The following is a 15,329-nucleotide window of genomic DNA, read 5'->3' as shown; positions in this document are numbered from 1 at the left end:
TCTTCAACGAAGGATTCCCCATGCAATCACCCCTGATCATCGCCCTCGACTACGCAAAGCTGGACGATGCGCTGGCGATCGCCGATCTGCTCGACCCCGCGACATGTCGGGTCAAGGTCGGCAACGAACTCTTCACCGCGGAGGGACCGCTGGTCCTGCGCGCGTTGCGCAACCGTGGTTTCGAGGTATTCCTCGATCTGAAATTCCACGACATTCCGAACACCGTCGCCAAGGCGGTGCTCGCGGCGGCGGACCAGGGCGTATGGATGGTCAACGTCCACGCCTCGGGAGGACGGCGGATGATGGAGGCGGCGGCCGACATCCTCGAGAAGCACTCGATGAAGACCCACCTGACCGCGGTTACCGTGCTGACCAGCCTGGCCGGGAGCGAGCTGGCCGAGGTCGGTATCACCTCGACGATCGATGAGCAGGTCGAGCGCCTGGCGCAGCTGGCCCAGGCCTCCGGGCTCGATGGCGTGGTCTGCTCGGCGCGCGAGGCGCGCAGGGTGCGCCAGTGCTGCGGGGACGATTTCCTCAAGGTGACGCCGGGGATTCGCCCCTGGTTCGCGGCCGCCAACGACCAGCAGCGCATCACCACGCCGGCGCAGGCGCTGGATGATGGCAGCACCCATTTGGTGATCGGACGCCCGGTGACCCAGGCTGACGACCCCTCCAAGGCACTGGCGGAAGTGCTGCGCGAAATCGAGGGACACTGAACCCGGTCGTGAGCCCGGCTGCGCTCAGTGCGCGGCGTGGGGCGCTTCGCTGCGAGGCGGGAATTCGTCGATCGGCTTGATCGTTTCCCAGTCGTGGCATTGAGGGCAGTGCCAGTAGAGCCGTTCGATCTGGAAGCCACAGTGGCGGCAGACGAACCGCGGGTCTCGCTGGACCAGCCGCTCCAGATGATGATGCAGGGTCTGCATCAGCAGGCGCTCCGCCGGGTGCCGTGGATCGATGCGCTCGACGTCGAGCGCGGCGAGATAGACGACGCCGCGGAGATTGGGAAACTGCTCGAGCCGCTCGCTGAGCTTCTTCGCCGTGGCCTCCAACCCTTCGCGCGGCAGGCCACGCTGCGCTCTCATCAGTAGCGCCGAGATGCTCGGGGTCTGCTCCAGCGCCCGGTCGAGGTGCGCGAGCAGGCCGGGTTCGTCGTCGAGCATGTCGTAGGAGCGGCCCAGGCGCTCGAGGATGATCGGAGAGAACTCCCGGTCCTGCTGCGGAATTTTCGACAGCGCTTTGATCTCGTCGCGATAGCGGCCCAATGCATGGAAACGCTCCGCCTGGATCCAGTGGCTGCGTACCGAGCCAGGGCAGGTCGATAACGCCTGCTTGAGCTTTTTCTGTCCCGACGCGATGTGTCCCCGCTCGAACTCCTCCAATGCCAGCTCGCAAAGCCAGTTCGCCGCCGCGCGCTGCAGGGACGGATCGTCGCGCAGTCGCTGAGTGCTGGCTACGTCGAGTGCCGCTTGCCACTCCTTCTCCTGTTCGAACAGTTCGATCAAAAGCCGTCGCGCGGCGCTGAGTATCTGCTCGTCGTGGCAGCGCTTGATCAGAGAGTCGAGCAGCCCCTCGGCGCGATCGAGCACTCCCAGGCGCATGAAGTCGCGCGCGAGCTCAAGCTGGACCTGGTCGCTCTGGCGCGAACTGAGCGCCGGGCGGGCGAGCAGGTTCTGATGGATCTTCACCGCACGATCGGCTTCACCCCTGCTGCGAAACAGGTTGCCGAGGGTGATGTGGGTGTCGATCGTCTCGCTGTTGACCTCCAATGCCTGTACGAAGGTCTCGATCGCGCGGTCCGGCTGTTCGGTGAGCAGGAAGTTGAGGCCAACGAAATAGTCACGCGAGAGCGTGACCGTACCTTGTTGCTCGAGGTGTCTTCCCCTTTTCGTCGAACCCCGGCGTCCGAGCCACCAACCGATCATCAGGGCGGTGAGCAGGACGACGAAGAGGAGAATATCGCGCATCTAGTGGGATTCCTTCAGCCCCTGGGTACGCAGGCGGTCGAGCTCGAGCTGCTGCTGGCGGTTCTCACGCCGGCTGCGGGCCAGTGCGGAGCGCAGCCTCACATAGAGCCCGGTCATCGCCGCCATGCCGAGTATCACGCCGAGCAGCAGGGTCGCGAGGAGCCAGAGCGCGAGGGAGGCGGGGGGCAGTTCGATCCAGATCACATCGAGCGGGATGGCCTGCTGGTTGCGCACCGCGAAGAGAATGCCGAAGAGCACGACGACCAAGGAGATGATGGCCAGGAGCAGCCCTTTGAGCCAGCGCATGAGAGATCGATTCCTTTGCGAAGGGGATGAGAACGGCCGCTCTACGGCCCGAGCGACCATTCTAGCAGCGCCAAGGGGCTACCGGGGCCGCGTGGGCCCAGCTCAGTAGCCGAGCGCGCGGCTCGCATTGACTTGCTCGCGGAGCTCCTTGCCGGGCTTGAAGTGGGGAACGTACTTACCATCGAGGGGCACCGCATCGCCGGTCTTGGGATTGCGACCGACGCGGGGCTCGCGATAGTGCAGCGAAAAGCTGCCGAAGCCGCGAATCTCCACTCGACCGCCCTTGGCAAGGGTTTCGGTGATGTCATCGAGGATCAAGCGGACTGCGGTTTCAACCTCCTTGAGCGACAAATTGGCGTGCTGCGCCGCAATCTGCTCGATCAATTCGGATTTGGTCATCGGATGCTCTCCAAGCTTCGGTATCCCTCGGGGTTAAGGGTTGTTTTTGTTTGCGTGGGGCAATTCCTCCGGACTCAGCATAGCGGCCAGCCCCGGGAAAAACAATTCTGAAAAAACAAGACATTAGGCAGGCCCGCCGACAACGGTGTTCAGGCACCTTATACTGCTGCCGATGCAATACCCACGGTCGCCTGAAAGCGGCCCTTCCAGGAGAGATTCCCTTGTTCGACGAAGCATCTCGAAAACGACTCCAATGGCACTCACGGCGCGGCATGTGGGAGCTCGACATGATGCTGAGGCCCTTCTTCGACGCCTGTTTCGACAGCCTCGACCCGCAGCGCCAGCTCGACTACCAGCAGCTGCTCGCCCGCGAAGACCAGGAGCTGTTCGTCTGGCTGATGCGTCGTGAGGTTTGCGACGACGCGAGCCTGCAGCCGATCATCGACGATATCGTCGCTTACGCACGGGAGCGCGATGAGGTCAACGTTCGTCCCATCTAGGCTGGCGCTGGCCGCTCATCTGGGAATCGCCTCCCTGATCGCGCTGGCGCTTTGGCTTTGGCTCGACTGGCGCCTCGGCCTGCTTGCATGGCCAGGGCTCTGTTGGCTGGGCTGGTATGAGACACGCAGAGCGCCGCCTGCTCTGCGCTGGTCGACCGTGCGGTCGTGCTGGCAGGACGACCGCGATCGGGAGGTGGACATCGTCGCTTTTCGGCTCGCGCCGCTGGTGATCGGGTTGAAGATCGACGGACGGGTATTTTGGCTGTGGCCCGACAGCGCGGACGCGCAGACGCTCTGGCGGCTGAGGCGGCGACTCAGGCAGCGCAGCGAGCATCGAGCCTGAAGAGCGTAAGTTCAGACCCCGCTGGTCTCGTGGGGGATTCGCTGCTTGTCGTGGATCATGTAGTCATGGTTGGCGCGCCGCTGGAGCCGTTGGCTGGGCAGGCGCTGGATGTTGCCGAGATTGGCGGCCAGTGCGCTGGTCTGGCGCGCAAGTTCGCGATTGAGCCATAGATAGCCGCTCGGGCTGAACAGCTGCCGGCCATTCTCGGTGCTCGCCCCGAGCGCGCGCCCGGCATAGCGCTGCAGGCTGAACGGGGCGACCTTGACGTCGATCAACTGGCCGGTACGGATCTGGAACGCCAGCGTGCCCAGCGCGCGCGCCAGGCGATGCTGCTCCTCGCGCAGTCCTTCCAGCCCTTCGATCAGGTCATGGCCGTCGCGGGTATCCCAATGGGTCTCCAGCAGCAGTTCGACGGTCGACATCATCCGCCGTTCGAGCGAGAGGATGTCGTTCAGCGCCCCGCGCTTGATACGGCCCTCCTGGTGGACGCCGTCGATCAGGCCGCGCTGCTTGACCAGCTGGGCGGTGGCGGTCTTCATCAGCTTGGCGCCGAGCTCGAGATCGAGGCGCTTCGATGCGGTATGCGAATGGTAGAGCCTGGCGAGCTTGTCGAGATTGTCGGCGAGCAGGAAGCGCAGCACGTCGGTGGCCTTCTGCGGCAGCACCAGGAGGGTAACGAGGATAGCGATGCTGGTGCCGATCACCACATTGGCGGCGCGCCACAGCGCGGTGGATATTTCCGGGTCGCCGTCGCCGACCACCATCAACAGGGTGATGCCGAACATCAGCGCGCTGTAACCGTAGCGTGATGTGAAGGTGGCATAGGTGGCGACGCCGATCGCCGCGAGGGTCAGGCCGTTGGCGAAGATGGCGGAGGGTAGCGGCAGAAGCAGCAGCGCGATCCCCAACAGGCCGCCGAGAATGGTGCCGGCCAGCCGCTGCAGCCCCTTGTCGAGCACGCCGCCGACATGGGGCAGCCCCCCCATCACCATCAGCGCGCTGACCAGTGCCCAGCTGCCGTGGGGCAGTTGAAACAATGCCAGCAGGCCGAAGATGATCGCCAGGGCGAGCACGGCACGGAAGGTATGGATCAGCTGGCGATGCCGATAGATGAAAAACGGGTCGCGGAGGGGCGGCAGTAGTGGCATCGCGTATGTCGTCTCGGCGCTGAGGGGAGCTTGGCGTTCGATCGAAGTGAAGAGGGATTATACTTTAGTATGATACTTCGCCCGCCGTATCACCACCAGACGGCATGCTTCGTCGGTGACCATCACTCGACCATTCGGCAGGGCGCTCGAGTGAAGCTTAGCCTAGCACCATCGATTCGACCTTGGGCACCGAAGGGCCAGGCCAGATTGCGCTCTCCGTGGCCGATCGCCAGCCCGGTGTAGAGCGCTATGTCGTGCGGGGCGAGCCATTCGGCGAATACCTCGGCGATCGATGAAGCACTGCCGGGAACGGGACAGTCCTTGAATTCGCCCAGGCAGACAGCGTCGAGCCAGCGCTTGTCGAGACTTTCGAGCAGTTGGAAGAAGCTGCGCTCCAACCGATAGAGTGGCTCGCCGACGTCCTCCAGCAGCAGCAGGCTGGGCGCTTCCAGGCGCAGTGCCGCCGCGGTGCCGCAGAGGCTGGCGAGGACGGTGAGATTGCCGCCCAGCAAGCGGCCGCTCGCCGGCGAGACATGCCCCCAGGGCGCGATCGGGAGGGTTCCATGGGATTCATCGATAACCGCAGCGATCGACCTCATCGCCTGCCAGCGCGAAGAGTTTGCCGGTAGCTCGGGATCCTCGAGCTCGAGTTTGTTCAGCTCGCACGCGACCGGCCCATGAATGGCGGCCAATCCCCGGGCGGCGAAGGCGACCAGCAGTGCGCTGATGTCGGAGTAGCCGATCAGCGGGCGCCGTGTCGCGGCATCGATGCGGGACCAGTCGATCCGGTCGAGCAACTGCGCGCAGCCATAGCCACCGCGCAGACACCACACCGCGTCGACGTCGGGACGTCCATAGGCCTGGTAGAGGTCATCGAGACGGGCGTCGACGTGGCCTGCGAGATAGCGGTGGCGCGCGGTGACATTGTCACTGGGCAGTGCTTCGATACCGAGCGAATCGAGGCGCGACAGGCACTCATCCAGGGCTGCGCCATCGACTGCGCCAGCGGGGGCGATCAAGGCGACTCGCTTCGGGGATCTCCAGAGGGGAGAGGGCATTGGCGTGGGGCTCCTGAGTTCAGACTGAAAACCGCCTGTTGCCGATGATACCGCGTCGAAAAATCGTCCGGGACGTGCGTTCTAGGATATAGCTCATACTCAAAGCTCGGATCTCAGACTATCGAAGGCATCTCGGAGAGCCTTGGCCATCGGCTTTCGCTGACCCGTTTGACTGTGCCATGTCTGAGTCGTCAACCTCGCAGCGCCGATGGCTACGATCGCCACCATTCGAAGTGCCGTACGGCGCTCGGGCTGCCGCCAGACCTCACAGAGCGTGTTGAAGAGCGCCTGCTCCTGCTCTGCGTAGTACGTCTGCTTGCGCGCAAGCAGCGATTCGCTCGATCGCATGACTTTGTCGATGGCCGCCATCTGTTCGGTTGGATAGCGCGCGACGTGCTTCACCATCACTTCGCGAACGGCATCGAGCGGCCGTACGTCGGGCGACACCTTCAGCAGGTCGGCATACAGGCCGGCCCAATTGGCGTCTTGCCGGAACAAGATGATGTCGTCTTTCGACTTGAAGTAGGAGAAGAAGGTGCGACGCGAGATGCCGGCTTCTGCCGCGATGACATCCAGCGTCGTACCTTCGTAACCGTTGGCGAGGAACAAGCGCCACCCGGCATCGGCGATGCGTTGACGCGTTTCTCGGCGCTTGCGTTCCCGCAAGCCTTCTACAGGTACAGTGTCCGCGGAGGGGAGGGTTTTCGACATTCTTGAATGGCCTATTGTGCACTTGCACTTAGTGCATTAATACCCGCACTGAGTGCGATTATTTGTGCACCCTGCTGAATTCCAGCTTACCTTCGTTTCCGGTGCCAGGTAAAGACCATGGCGGTGGGCCGTCTCCGATACGCGGCCGCCCATCCATGGGCGGGCGGCGGAGAGCTCAGCGGCACGCAGTTGCAGACGTTCCACGCCAACCAAACGTCAATGCGCGTCTCCATGGCGTGCTCCGGGACAGGAGTCTCTTGCCATGACCCGACCTGCAACCCCTGACGCACGCCCGCCGCACGCGCTGCAGACCCTGTTCAACCTGCGCCGCGAGGAGATCGGGCCGGTACTGATCGCAGCACTGTTCTTCTTCTGCGTGCTGACCGCGCTGATGCTGCTGCGGCCCGCGCGCGGCGCTGCTCGGCAGCATCGACATGTGGACGCAGGGCGCGTTGTCGACGCTCTTCGCTGCGACCTCGCCGCAGGCTCAGGGCGGCGATTACTACGGGCCTGACAAGTTACACGAGATTCGAGGTTATCCCGCCTTCGCCAAAGTACCGCCGCAGGCGTTGGATACGGGTGACGCTGCGAGGCTATGGGTGGAGTCGCAGCGACTTACCGAAGTCGAATTTTCCTCCGGCGCTTAGCGGGCTTCAGCATTCAAGGATGACAGGGCTTGCAAGGGAGCACGCTCGATCACCGGCGGGTCTTCAGCAGGAGAGCGGAACGAAGAGACGCCGGACGATCGCGGATATAAACCGGACTATCCAGCATGGATCGCGCTATCGACAGCGCCTATCGTCGGTCTGGCCTGGACGGAGCCATATTCCGCTCGGTCAAGGGCGGGGCGTACGACCATGAAAGTGCCTTCGATATCGAACATGGTGCGCAGCCGCAGAGCATCGAGGATACGAGAGGGCAGCGGCCCCAAGGCCGTACTCGATCTCCTGCGTTTGCGTGTGGAAGGTGGTCACCAACATCGCACGCAATTCTTTCCTCGGCCGCTCCTTCGCTGCTTCGAAGGGAGTGACTGCGCCCTCTGCCGACTGGCAACCCTAGTAACGGAAGGCGCCTTTTAGCGAACAGGCACGTCTGGTGGCTGCTCCTTCCACCTTCCCTGCGGCTGCAGCGTTCGACACGAGAACGTTCGAGACAAGAAGAGAGACGGCTGATGGATTTCGACCCGGTGGATGCGGTGATGGTGTGGATCAGCGCCTACGGCCTGATGGGGCTTTTCGCCATCGCCCTGGTGGAGCGTTTCATTCCTCTAGTGCCCTCGTATGGGCTGCTGCTGGCCGTCGGCATCGCCGCTGCGGATGGCGTCTGGTCGCTTTCGACCGCGTTCCTCGCAACCTTCGTCGGCAGCGTGTTCGGCTGTGCGGCCTGCTTCTATGCCGTCAGGCTGCTGGACGAGGCGCGATCCACGCGTTTTCTGATCAAGGCTGGCAGGCTCTTCGGCTTGTCCGCCGAGCGCATCGAGAACGCAATCGTGTCGGTGCGCCGCAATCAGACCGTGCTGGCTTTCTCACTCCAGCTCGTGCCGACCGTCAGGCTCTTCGCCCCGGCCTTCGCGGCCCTTTTGCGTGGGAATTCGCGAAGCTTCCTGGTCGCCTCGACCGCCGGTATCGCGATCTGGAACGGTCTGTTCATCGGCATCGGATATCAAGCCTCGCGCTCGATCGAGACGGCGAACACGACGGTTCTGGCCCTGGTTGCCCTTGGCTGCCTGCTTGCCGCGGAAGTGGCTCTGCTCTGGATCGCACGCTGGATTCGGACCCGGCGCAAGCCGGGAGGTCGCGCAGTGCGATGTCTGCTGGCTCTCCGCGACGGCAAGCGATCGGCCACGTCGTCGTCCCCTCGCAAAACGTGTTCGAGGTAATGTTATGAAGCACCAGAATTTGACCGAGGCGCTCGGCTTCTTCCAGGCCTGGCTCAAGAGCCCGATGCGCGTCGCCGCCATCGCACCGTCCGGCCGCGCGCTCGCACGCCTCATCACCTCTGAGATATCACAGGATACTGGACCGGTCATCGAGCTGGGGCCGGGCTCCGGCTCGTTCACACGGGCTCTGATCGCCTGTGGTGTCAAACAAGAGGACCTCGCGCTGATAGAGTTCGGATCCGAGTTCGCCGCCGCGCTCCATTTCCGCTATCCCAAAGCGCGCACGCTGTGGATGGACGCTACCCGCCTGCGTACCGTCGATCTCTTCGATGGGAGGCGCGCCGGTGCCGTCGTCAGCGGGTTACCTCTGCTGTCGATGCCGCCGCGCAAGATAATCGCGATCCTGGCCGGTGCGTTCCGTAAGATGAGAGTGGATGGTGCTTTCTATCAGTTCACCTATGGCCCGAACTGCCCGGTTCCGCGCAGGTTGCTGGACCGCCTCGGGCTCGAGGCGGAGCGCATCGGCGGGACGCTTGCCAACATTCCCCCCGCAGCGGTCTATCGCTTGCGCCGACGCGGATGACACAGTGGATGTTCTCATCCAGAAGATCGATCGCCCAGGCGCTGACGCGCATGTCGATCTGGATGCCGGGATAGCCTCGGTGAAACGCAGGCGAGGCCGATACCCGGATCATCCTCGCCAGCGGACTCGGTACGTCGACGCGTAGCCGGCCCTCGACCAGCTCGTGGGCCTGCGAGACGCCGTTTTCTACCTCTCCCAGGTCCTTCATCACCACATCATCGCGACCTCCCTGCGCGTCACCGTGGGTGTTCGACCATCGGGATCCGTTGGATTGACAAGAGGAACGATGTTCCATATAAAATCGGAACATCGTTCCTCTTGTGTCGTAGGGCAGGAGGCCGATGGCCCAAACACGGGAGGAGGAGGTGAAGATGCAATATCGTCCGCTAGGCCGCACTGGTATCAAAGTCAGCCCTTACTGCCTCGGTGCCATGATGTTCGGCGCCATGGGGAACTCCGATGACGACGAGACGACCCGGATCATCCACCAGGCGCTCGATGCCGGGATCAACTTCATCGACACCGCTGACGCATACAGCCAAGGGAGCTCGGAGGAGGTGGTCGGCAAAGCGCTGCGGGGCCGGCGCGACGGCGTCGTGCTCTCTACCAAGTTCTATCACCCGATGGGGAAGGATCCGAACCAGCAGGGCGGCTCGCGCCGCTGGGTCACCCGCGCGGTGGAGGACTCCCTGCGCCGGCTGCAGACGGACTACATCGACATCTACCAGCTCCACCGCCCGGCGCCCGATACCGACATCGAGGAAACGCTGTTCGTCCTCGACGACCTGATGCGCGCGGGCAAGGTTCGCGCGATCGGCACCTCCACTTTTCCCGCCGCCGACATCGTCGAGGCGCAATGGGTGGCCGAGCGGCGCGGCCTCTCTCGCTTTCGAATCGAGCAGCAGCCGTACTCGATCCTCAACCGGGGGATCGAAAATGCCATCCTGCAGACATGCCAACGCTACGGGATGGGGGTATCGGCCTGGAGCCCGCTGGCCAAGGGCATGCTTTCGGGGAAATATCGCAAGGGCCAACCGACGCCTGATACTCTGCGGGCGAAGTATTTCCCCAAATTGATGTCGGACGTCCGCAGTCTGGAAGCCGTCGAGCGGCTCGTCGCGCTGGCGCAGGATGCTGGCGTGCCGTTGACCCACATGGCGATCGCCTTCGTGCTATCCCATCCTGGTATCACCTCGGCCATCATCGGCCCGCGGACGATGGCGCAGTTCGACGACCTGCTGGCCGGGGCGGGCTTCGCGCTCGACGACGCGCTGCTCGATCGGATCGACGAGATCGTTCCGCCCGGAGCAGACATCGCACCGCTGGAAGGCTCGGCCTATGTGCCGCCTGCGATCAAGCAGCCCGAGCTTCGCCGCCGCCCGATGTCCGAGCGGGCTGCTGCTTGATCGGTGTATGCTCGAGCTTCGAAATGAGCGATAGGACCAGCGATGATGGCGGCAAGCCGGCAGGAGCAGGGCGAGGGTACGCCTCGCCCCAAGCGCGCCGACGCGCAGCGAAAGAAGGCCGCATTGGTGAAGGCGGCGTTGGAGGTCTTCACCGAATCAGGCGTCGATGCGCCGGTTCGCGAGATCGCTCAGCGGGCCGGTGTTGGACTTGGCACGGTTTACCGTCATTTTCCGCAGCGCTCGGATCTGATCGTTGCGGTCTATCGCAGCCAGGTGGACGAGTGCGCGGATGCGGCCGCGGTTCTCGCCGGCCGGCACGAACCCTTCGAGGCGCTCGCCGGCTGGATGCGGTGTTTCGCGGATTTCATCTCGACCAAGCGCGGCCTGGCAAGGGGGCTCAACTCCAGCGACCCGGCCTATAGTGCCTTGCCCGGCTACTTCTTTTCCCGTCTCGGGCCTGCGCTCCAGATGCTGCTGGACGCCGCCATCGATTCCGGGGCCATCCGTCGGGGTTACCAGGCGAACGAGCTGCTCCAGGCGGTCGCTGCCTTGGGCCGGGGCGGCCATGATAAGGAGCCCGGCCACCTGCACAAGATGGTCGAGCTGTTGGTCGATGGCCTGCGCCGTGTCCATGCCTCAGCGGAGCCGGGAGCGCCGAAAGAGGGCGCTACTCCGCCCGCCTCGTAAACCGACGGGCGGTGATGTTCGAGCAGGCCAGCCTTGCGGCTTGTGATCGCTTCTATGCAATGCGCCGCGGCCTTCAGCCGCGGCGCTCTCGTTTGGTCCCGACCCATCAAGTTCTGGCCATGCAAGGAGACCCCTCAAAAGAGCTGACCCCTTTCCCGCCGAGATGTCGAGCGTTGCATCGTCATCCATTCAGCGCCGGCTGAAAGCCTGGTCACTGGCAAACCCTCGAGCTAATTGTGCGTCATTTCGTACATGTCATTCGGATTAGTCAGTCTTATCGTACGGAACATATTCCATCATCATTCTAATAAGAGGAAACAGCAGCTCCTCTAATCCAACGGTTCGGCGTCTCGCATCGATGTTCGCTGCCGGTGACCGACTCAGGCGAATTTCCCCTGACTGTGGAGAAACACATTGTCCCAAGTAATTCTCATCACTGGAGCGTCGAGCGGTTTCGGCTCGCTGATTGCGCAAACGCTGGCCCGCCAGGGGCACATCGTCTACGCCGGCATGCGAGACATCGCGCGGCGCAACGCCGCGAAGGCGGCGCAGGCGGTAAAGTTCGCGGCTGACAACGGCGTCGTGCTCAATCCCATCGAGCTCGACATCCAGCTTCAATCGGTGGTCGACCAGGCGATCGAGACGATCATCGCCGAGCAGGGGGTGATCGACGTCGTGGTCCATAATGCCGGGCATATGAGCTTCGGTCCTACCGAGGCCTTCACCGCTGAGCAGCTCGCGCAGCTTTATGACGTCAACGTTCTCGGCACGCAGCGCGTCAATCGCGCTGTGCTCCCGCACATGCGTGAGCGCGGCGCCGGCTATCTTGTCTGGATATCGTCCTCGAGCGTGCGTGGTGGCATTCCGCCATTCCTAGGCCCTTATTTTGCCGCCAAGGCGGGAATGGACTCGCTCGCCGTCACCTACGCCTATGAGCTCGCTCGCTGGGGCATCGGGTCCACCATTGTGATGCCCGGCGTGTTCACCAGCGGAACGAGCCACTTCGACCATGCCGGCCAGCCGGCCGACGGCGCAGTCGCAGCTGAATATGCACGAGGACCTTACGCCGTCGTTGCCGACGTCGTCATGAAAGGGATCGCGCGCCTCGAGCCGGACGACAACGATCCGCAGCTGGTCGCTGACGCGATCGCACGGCTGCTCGCTTCGCCCGCCGGGGCTCGGCCGTTTCGTGTCCACGTCGATCTGTCCGAGGACGGCTGCGAGGTCGTCGACGCAGTCATGGAGCGTGTGCGCGCTGAGTTCCTGCGCCGTGTCGAGCTCGGCGACCTGCTCAAGGCCATTCCCCGCAGCGCCACCAATTGACCATTAAACGCAGAACAGGAGCAGGAATCATGTCCATCATCAATCGTCGTGTCGCCATCGTCACCGGTTCCTCGCGGGGCATCGGCCGGGCCGCGGCTGAGCGGCTGGCCAGGGACGGGCTCGCCGTCATCATCAACTACGCCGGCAGTGAGGCGGCAGCCAAGCAGACGGTCGAGGCCATCACCGCGGCCGGCGGCGAGGCCAGGGCTTTCAAGGCGGACGTCGCGGACGAGGCGCAGGTCGAAGCGCTGTTCGACTTCACCGCACAGGCGTTCGGCGGCGTGGACGTCACTGTGAACTGCGCAGGCATCATGACCACCAAGCCGGTCATCGATTTCACCGTCGAAGAGTTCGACCGCATGCACGCGATCAACGTACGCGGCACCTTCCTGGTCTCGCGCGAGGCAGCTCGGCGGATGCGCGCGGGAGGTGCGATCATCAACATCTCGACCGCGGTAGAGCGACAGGCCCTGCCGGCCTATGGCCCCTATGCTATGTCGAAGGGCGCGGTCGAGGGCCTGAGCCTGATTCTCGCCCGCGAGCTCAAGGGTCGTGACATCACCGTCAATGCGGTCGGCCCTGGCCCCGTGGCCACCGAGCTGTTCCTCACCGGCAAGGACGAGGCGCTCATCGAGCGGATCGCAAGCCTCAACCCCTTCGATCGGATCGGGCAGCCGCCCGAGATTGCCGAGGTGATCTCGTTTCTCGCCGGTCCCGCCCGCTGGATCAATGGGCAGACGATCTTCGTCAACGGCGGCATGAACTGAACTTCGCCCGCCCAGCCGACCGTGCACATGGAAGTGCACCTCATCGGCCTGGAGAACCTGCTTCACCCGTGCATCCGCGAGTGAAGGCCCAGCGCAGCGGCGCAAGTCCGACGCACTGGTCGATCTCAAACCTCGAGTGCTCTAGGAGAAACGAATGAGTCATTCCCAGGATTCACCGCGCGGCTATCTCACGGTGACCTTCGCCGCCGCCGTCACCGCCGCTCTTGCCGCCGCTGGCGCGCTCGCGCTTTCGCTGCCGGTCTGGGCGATGTTCATCGGCTGGATCGCGTTCTTCACCCGCGGCCTGACCACCCGATCGACGCTCGAGAACCTGGGGTGCGTCTGGCTCGGGCTGGGCATCGGTGCGCTATCGGCGCTTGCCAGCGGCGCACTGGTCCCGGCGCTGGGCGTATCGTTGGCGCTGCCTCTGGTCGTGTTCGTGGTCGCCTTGGTCGTGGTCTCGCTCCGCGGCATGCCGGTCCTGAACAACCTGCCGAGCTACTTTCTCGGCCTCGTGACCTGGTTCGCCGCGCATCTCGAGCCGGCTCTCGAGAGCGTCGTCCACCTGGCCGGCGCCACGACGCTCGGCTCGATTGCGGCCTGGGTTTCGCACTTCATCCCGCGTCAAGTGCTCAAGGCCGCTCGAGCATGAATGCTGCGACCTCGTCTTCCAAAGCGCGCCTCGCATGTTCCCGGTGGCGAATTCGTCCCGGATACCGGCGTGCTCCGGGACAGGAGTCTCTTGCCATGACCCGACCTGCAACCCCTGACGCACGCCGGCCGCACGCGCTGCAGACCCTGTTCAACCTGCGCCGCGAGGAGATCGGGCCGGTACTGATCGCAGCACTGTTCTTCTTCTGCGTACTGACCGCGCTGATGCTGCTGCGGCCCGCGCGCGATGCGCTGGGCATGGAGCGCGGCATCGAGAGCATCCGCTGGCTGTTCATCGGCACCGCGCTGGTGACGCTGGCGGTGAACCCGCTGTTCGGCTGGCTGGTCAGCCGGCTGCGGCGGCTGCAGTTCATCAGCGCGACCTACGGCTTCTTCGTGCTGAGCCTGGCCGGCTTATGGGGCCTTTTGATCTTCGCCCCCGGCGCGATCGGCGAGCGCAGCGGCCAGGTGTTCTTCGTCTGGTTCAGCGTGTTCAACCTGTTCGTCACCATGGTGTTCTGGGCGCTGCTGGCCGACCGCTTCACCAGCGACCAGGGCAAGCGCCTGTTCGCCCTGATCTCGGTCGGCGGCACGCTCGGGGCGATCTTCGGCCCCTGGCTCACCTCGCAGCTGGCCGAGCCGCTGGGCACCCCCAGCCTGCTGCTGGTCGCCGGCGGGTTCCTGCTGCTGGCGCTGGCCATGGCCTGGTTGCTGGTGCACGTGGCGCCGGACCGGGCAGGCACCGATGCGTCCGCCGCCACGGCAGGACCGGCCGACGAGTCCGAGCGCATCGGCGGCAGCGCCTGGGCGGGCCTGCGCGCGGTGTTCCGCTCGCCCTATCTGACCGGCATCGCCGGCTACATCCTGCTGATGACCGTGGTCGCGACCTTCGTCTACTTCACCCGCCTGCAGATGGTCGCGCAGGTCGCCGACGACATGGATGCGCGCGCGGCGCTGCTCGGCAGCATCGACATGTGGACGCAGGTCGCGGTGCTGGTGCTGCAGCTCACCCTGACCGGCAAGATCATCCAGCGCTTCGGCCTGGGCGTGGCGCTGGCGATCCTGCCGGTGGCCACCGCGCTCGGTTTCATCGGCCTTGCGATCTACGGCTCGTTCGTGGTGCTGGTGCTGCTCGAGGCCACCAACCGTGCCGTACAGCGCGGCATCACCCGGCCGGCGCGCGAGGCGCTGTTCACCGTGGTGGGCCGCGAGGAGAAGTACAAGGCCAAGGCCTTCGTCGACACCTTCGTCTACCGCGCCGGTGATGTCGCCGGTGCGCAGACCGAAGGAGCGCTCGGGCGTCTCGGGCTGGCGATGGGTGGACTGGTCAGCGTGGTGGTGCCGCTGGCGCTGGTGTGGGCGGCGCTTGCGCTGTGGCTGGGCCGCGCGCAGGCGCGGCGCTCGCCCGATCGAGCTCGTTGATCGCCTCGGACGGCTGCCGGATGACGCCGCGCTACTGCCAGCACACCAAGAGAATGACAGCAGCCATGAGCACAGAAACAACCACCTCGGAAGTCAGAAGCTACCGGCGCATTCTGCTGGCCGCGATGATCGGTACGGGCTGCGGCCTGTTGTCCATCACGCAAGCAGTTCGTCAGGCGGTC

18 protein-coding genes are annotated in these 15,329 nt (G+C 64.4%); 12 read left to right on the top strand and 6 right to left on the bottom strand.

Annotated features, from left to right (window positions below):
- Positions 1-20 precede the first annotated feature (20 nt).
- Positions 21-716 carry an orotidine-5'-phosphate decarboxylase gene (gene pyrF / locus Q376_RS0114115; protein WP_027350845.1) on the top strand — a complete coding sequence of 232 codons (696 nt, stop codon included), beginning with the start codon at positions 21-23 and terminating at the stop codon, positions 714-716.
- A gap of 24 nt (positions 717-740) precedes the next feature.
- Here pyrF and lapB read toward each other — a convergent pair whose 3' ends face one another.
- The 3 genes from lapB to Q376_RS0114100 form a co-directional block, all read right to left on the bottom strand.
- Entirely contained in the window at positions 741-1,964 is a 1,224-nt protein-coding gene (gene lapB, locus Q376_RS22795; RefSeq protein ID WP_052365305.1) for a lipopolysaccharide assembly protein LapB, read from the bottom strand.
- Positions 1,965-2,270 carry a lipopolysaccharide assembly protein LapA domain-containing protein gene (locus Q376_RS0114105; protein WP_027350844.1) on the bottom strand — a complete coding sequence of 102 codons (306 nt, stop codon included), beginning with the start codon at positions 2,268-2,270 and terminating at the stop codon, positions 1,965-1,967. It abuts the gene before it with no gap.
- Between the two features lie 102 nt (positions 2,271-2,372).
- Positions 2,373-2,669, bottom strand: a complete 297-nt coding sequence (locus Q376_RS0114100) for an integration host factor subunit beta (protein WP_027350843.1) — start codon at positions 2,667-2,669, stop codon at positions 2,373-2,375.
- 221 nt (positions 2,670-2,890) lie between these two features.
- On the opposite strand from Q376_RS0114100, the gene Q376_RS0114095 reads away from it, so the two are divergent.
- Positions 2,891-3,169 (top strand): FAD assembly factor SdhE, encoded by a 279-nt coding sequence (locus Q376_RS0114095; protein WP_027350842.1) that lies wholly within the window; start codon positions 2,891-2,893, stop codon positions 3,167-3,169.
- Positions 3,144-3,512 carry a hypothetical protein gene (locus Q376_RS0114090; RefSeq protein ID WP_027350841.1) on the top strand — a complete coding sequence of 123 codons (369 nt, stop codon included), beginning with the start codon at positions 3,144-3,146 and terminating at the stop codon, positions 3,510-3,512. Before Q376_RS0114095 ends, Q376_RS0114090 begins: the two co-directional genes overlap by 26 nt.
- A gap of 11 nt (positions 3,513-3,523) precedes the next feature.
- Here Q376_RS0114090 and Q376_RS0114085 read toward each other — a convergent pair whose 3' ends face one another.
- From Q376_RS0114085 to Q376_RS0114075, 3 genes are all read right to left on the bottom strand, one after another.
- Positions 3,524-4,660, bottom strand: a complete 1,137-nt coding sequence (locus tag Q376_RS0114085; RefSeq protein ID WP_027350840.1) for an FUSC family protein — start codon at positions 4,658-4,660, stop codon at positions 3,524-3,526.
- Positions 4,661-4,782: 122 nt separating this feature from the next.
- The gene (locus Q376_RS0114080) at positions 4,783-5,718 is read right to left on the bottom strand and encodes a S66 peptidase family protein (RefSeq protein WP_027350839.1); all 936 of its coding nucleotides are present in this window, start codon (positions 5,716-5,718) and stop codon (positions 4,783-4,785) included.
- A 99-nt stretch (positions 5,719-5,817) separates the two neighbouring features.
- Positions 5,818-6,429 (bottom strand): TetR/AcrR family transcriptional regulator, encoded by a 612-nt coding sequence (locus Q376_RS0114075; RefSeq protein ID WP_027350838.1) that lies wholly within the window; start codon positions 6,427-6,429, stop codon positions 5,818-5,820.
- Positions 6,430-6,691: 262 nt separating this feature from the next.
- Here Q376_RS0114075 and Q376_RS25220 point away from each other — a divergent pair, with 262 nt between their 5' ends.
- The 9 genes from Q376_RS25220 to Q376_RS22775 all read left to right on the top strand — a co-directional run bounded on the left by Q376_RS25220 (position 6,692) and on the right by Q376_RS22775 (position 15,147).
- Positions 6,692-6,943, top strand: a complete 252-nt coding sequence (locus tag Q376_RS25220) for a hypothetical protein (RefSeq protein WP_027350837.1) — start codon at positions 6,692-6,694, stop codon at positions 6,941-6,943.
- Positions 6,944-7,600: 657 nt separating this feature from the next.
- Entirely contained in the window at positions 7,601-8,308 is a 708-nt protein-coding gene (locus tag Q376_RS22790; RefSeq protein ID WP_052365304.1) for a DedA family protein, read from the top strand.
- Positions 8,309-8,312: 4 nt separating this feature from the next.
- Positions 8,313-8,891 (top strand): class I SAM-dependent methyltransferase, encoded by a 579-nt coding sequence (locus Q376_RS25065; protein WP_211266678.1) that lies wholly within the window; start codon positions 8,313-8,315, stop codon positions 8,889-8,891.
- Positions 8,892-9,262: 371 nt separating this feature from the next.
- Entirely contained in the window at positions 9,263-10,297 is a 1,035-nt protein-coding gene (locus tag Q376_RS0114050; protein ID WP_027350836.1) for an aldo/keto reductase, read from the top strand.
- A gap of 42 nt (positions 10,298-10,339) precedes the next feature.
- Positions 10,340-10,984 (top strand): TetR/AcrR family transcriptional regulator, encoded by a 645-nt coding sequence (locus Q376_RS22780; protein WP_052365302.1) that lies wholly within the window; start codon positions 10,340-10,342, stop codon positions 10,982-10,984.
- A 414-nt stretch (positions 10,985-11,398) separates the two neighbouring features.
- Positions 11,399-12,307: an SDR family oxidoreductase gene (locus tag Q376_RS0114040; RefSeq protein WP_027350835.1), complete on the top strand. Its 909-nt coding sequence runs from the start codon at positions 11,399-11,401 to the stop codon at positions 12,305-12,307.
- Positions 12,308-12,336: 29 nt separating this feature from the next.
- On the top strand, positions 12,337-13,074 hold the full coding sequence (locus tag Q376_RS0114035) for an SDR family oxidoreductase (protein ID WP_027350834.1): 738 nt from the start codon (positions 12,337-12,339) through the stop codon (positions 13,072-13,074).
- A 154-nt stretch (positions 13,075-13,228) separates the two neighbouring features.
- Positions 13,229-13,726, top strand: coding sequence for a DUF1097 domain-containing protein (locus Q376_RS0114030; RefSeq protein WP_027350833.1), 498 nt, complete (start codon positions 13,229-13,231; stop codon positions 13,724-13,726).
- Between the two features lie 95 nt (positions 13,727-13,821).
- Positions 13,822-15,147 carry an NTP/NDP exchange transporter gene (locus tag Q376_RS22775; protein ID WP_052365300.1) on the top strand — a complete coding sequence of 442 codons (1,326 nt, stop codon included), beginning with the start codon at positions 13,822-13,824 and terminating at the stop codon, positions 15,145-15,147.
- Positions 15,148-15,329: the final 182 nt, after the last annotated feature.

Origin of the sequence: Halotalea alkalilenta DSM 17697 (assembly GCF_000621205.1) — a bacterium.
Taxonomy (GTDB): Bacteria; Pseudomonadota; Gammaproteobacteria; order Pseudomonadales; family Halomonadaceae; genus Halotalea; species Halotalea alkalilenta.
Note: the sequence above shows the minus strand (reverse complement) of the source record. Positions and strands in the feature narration are given on the sequence as shown.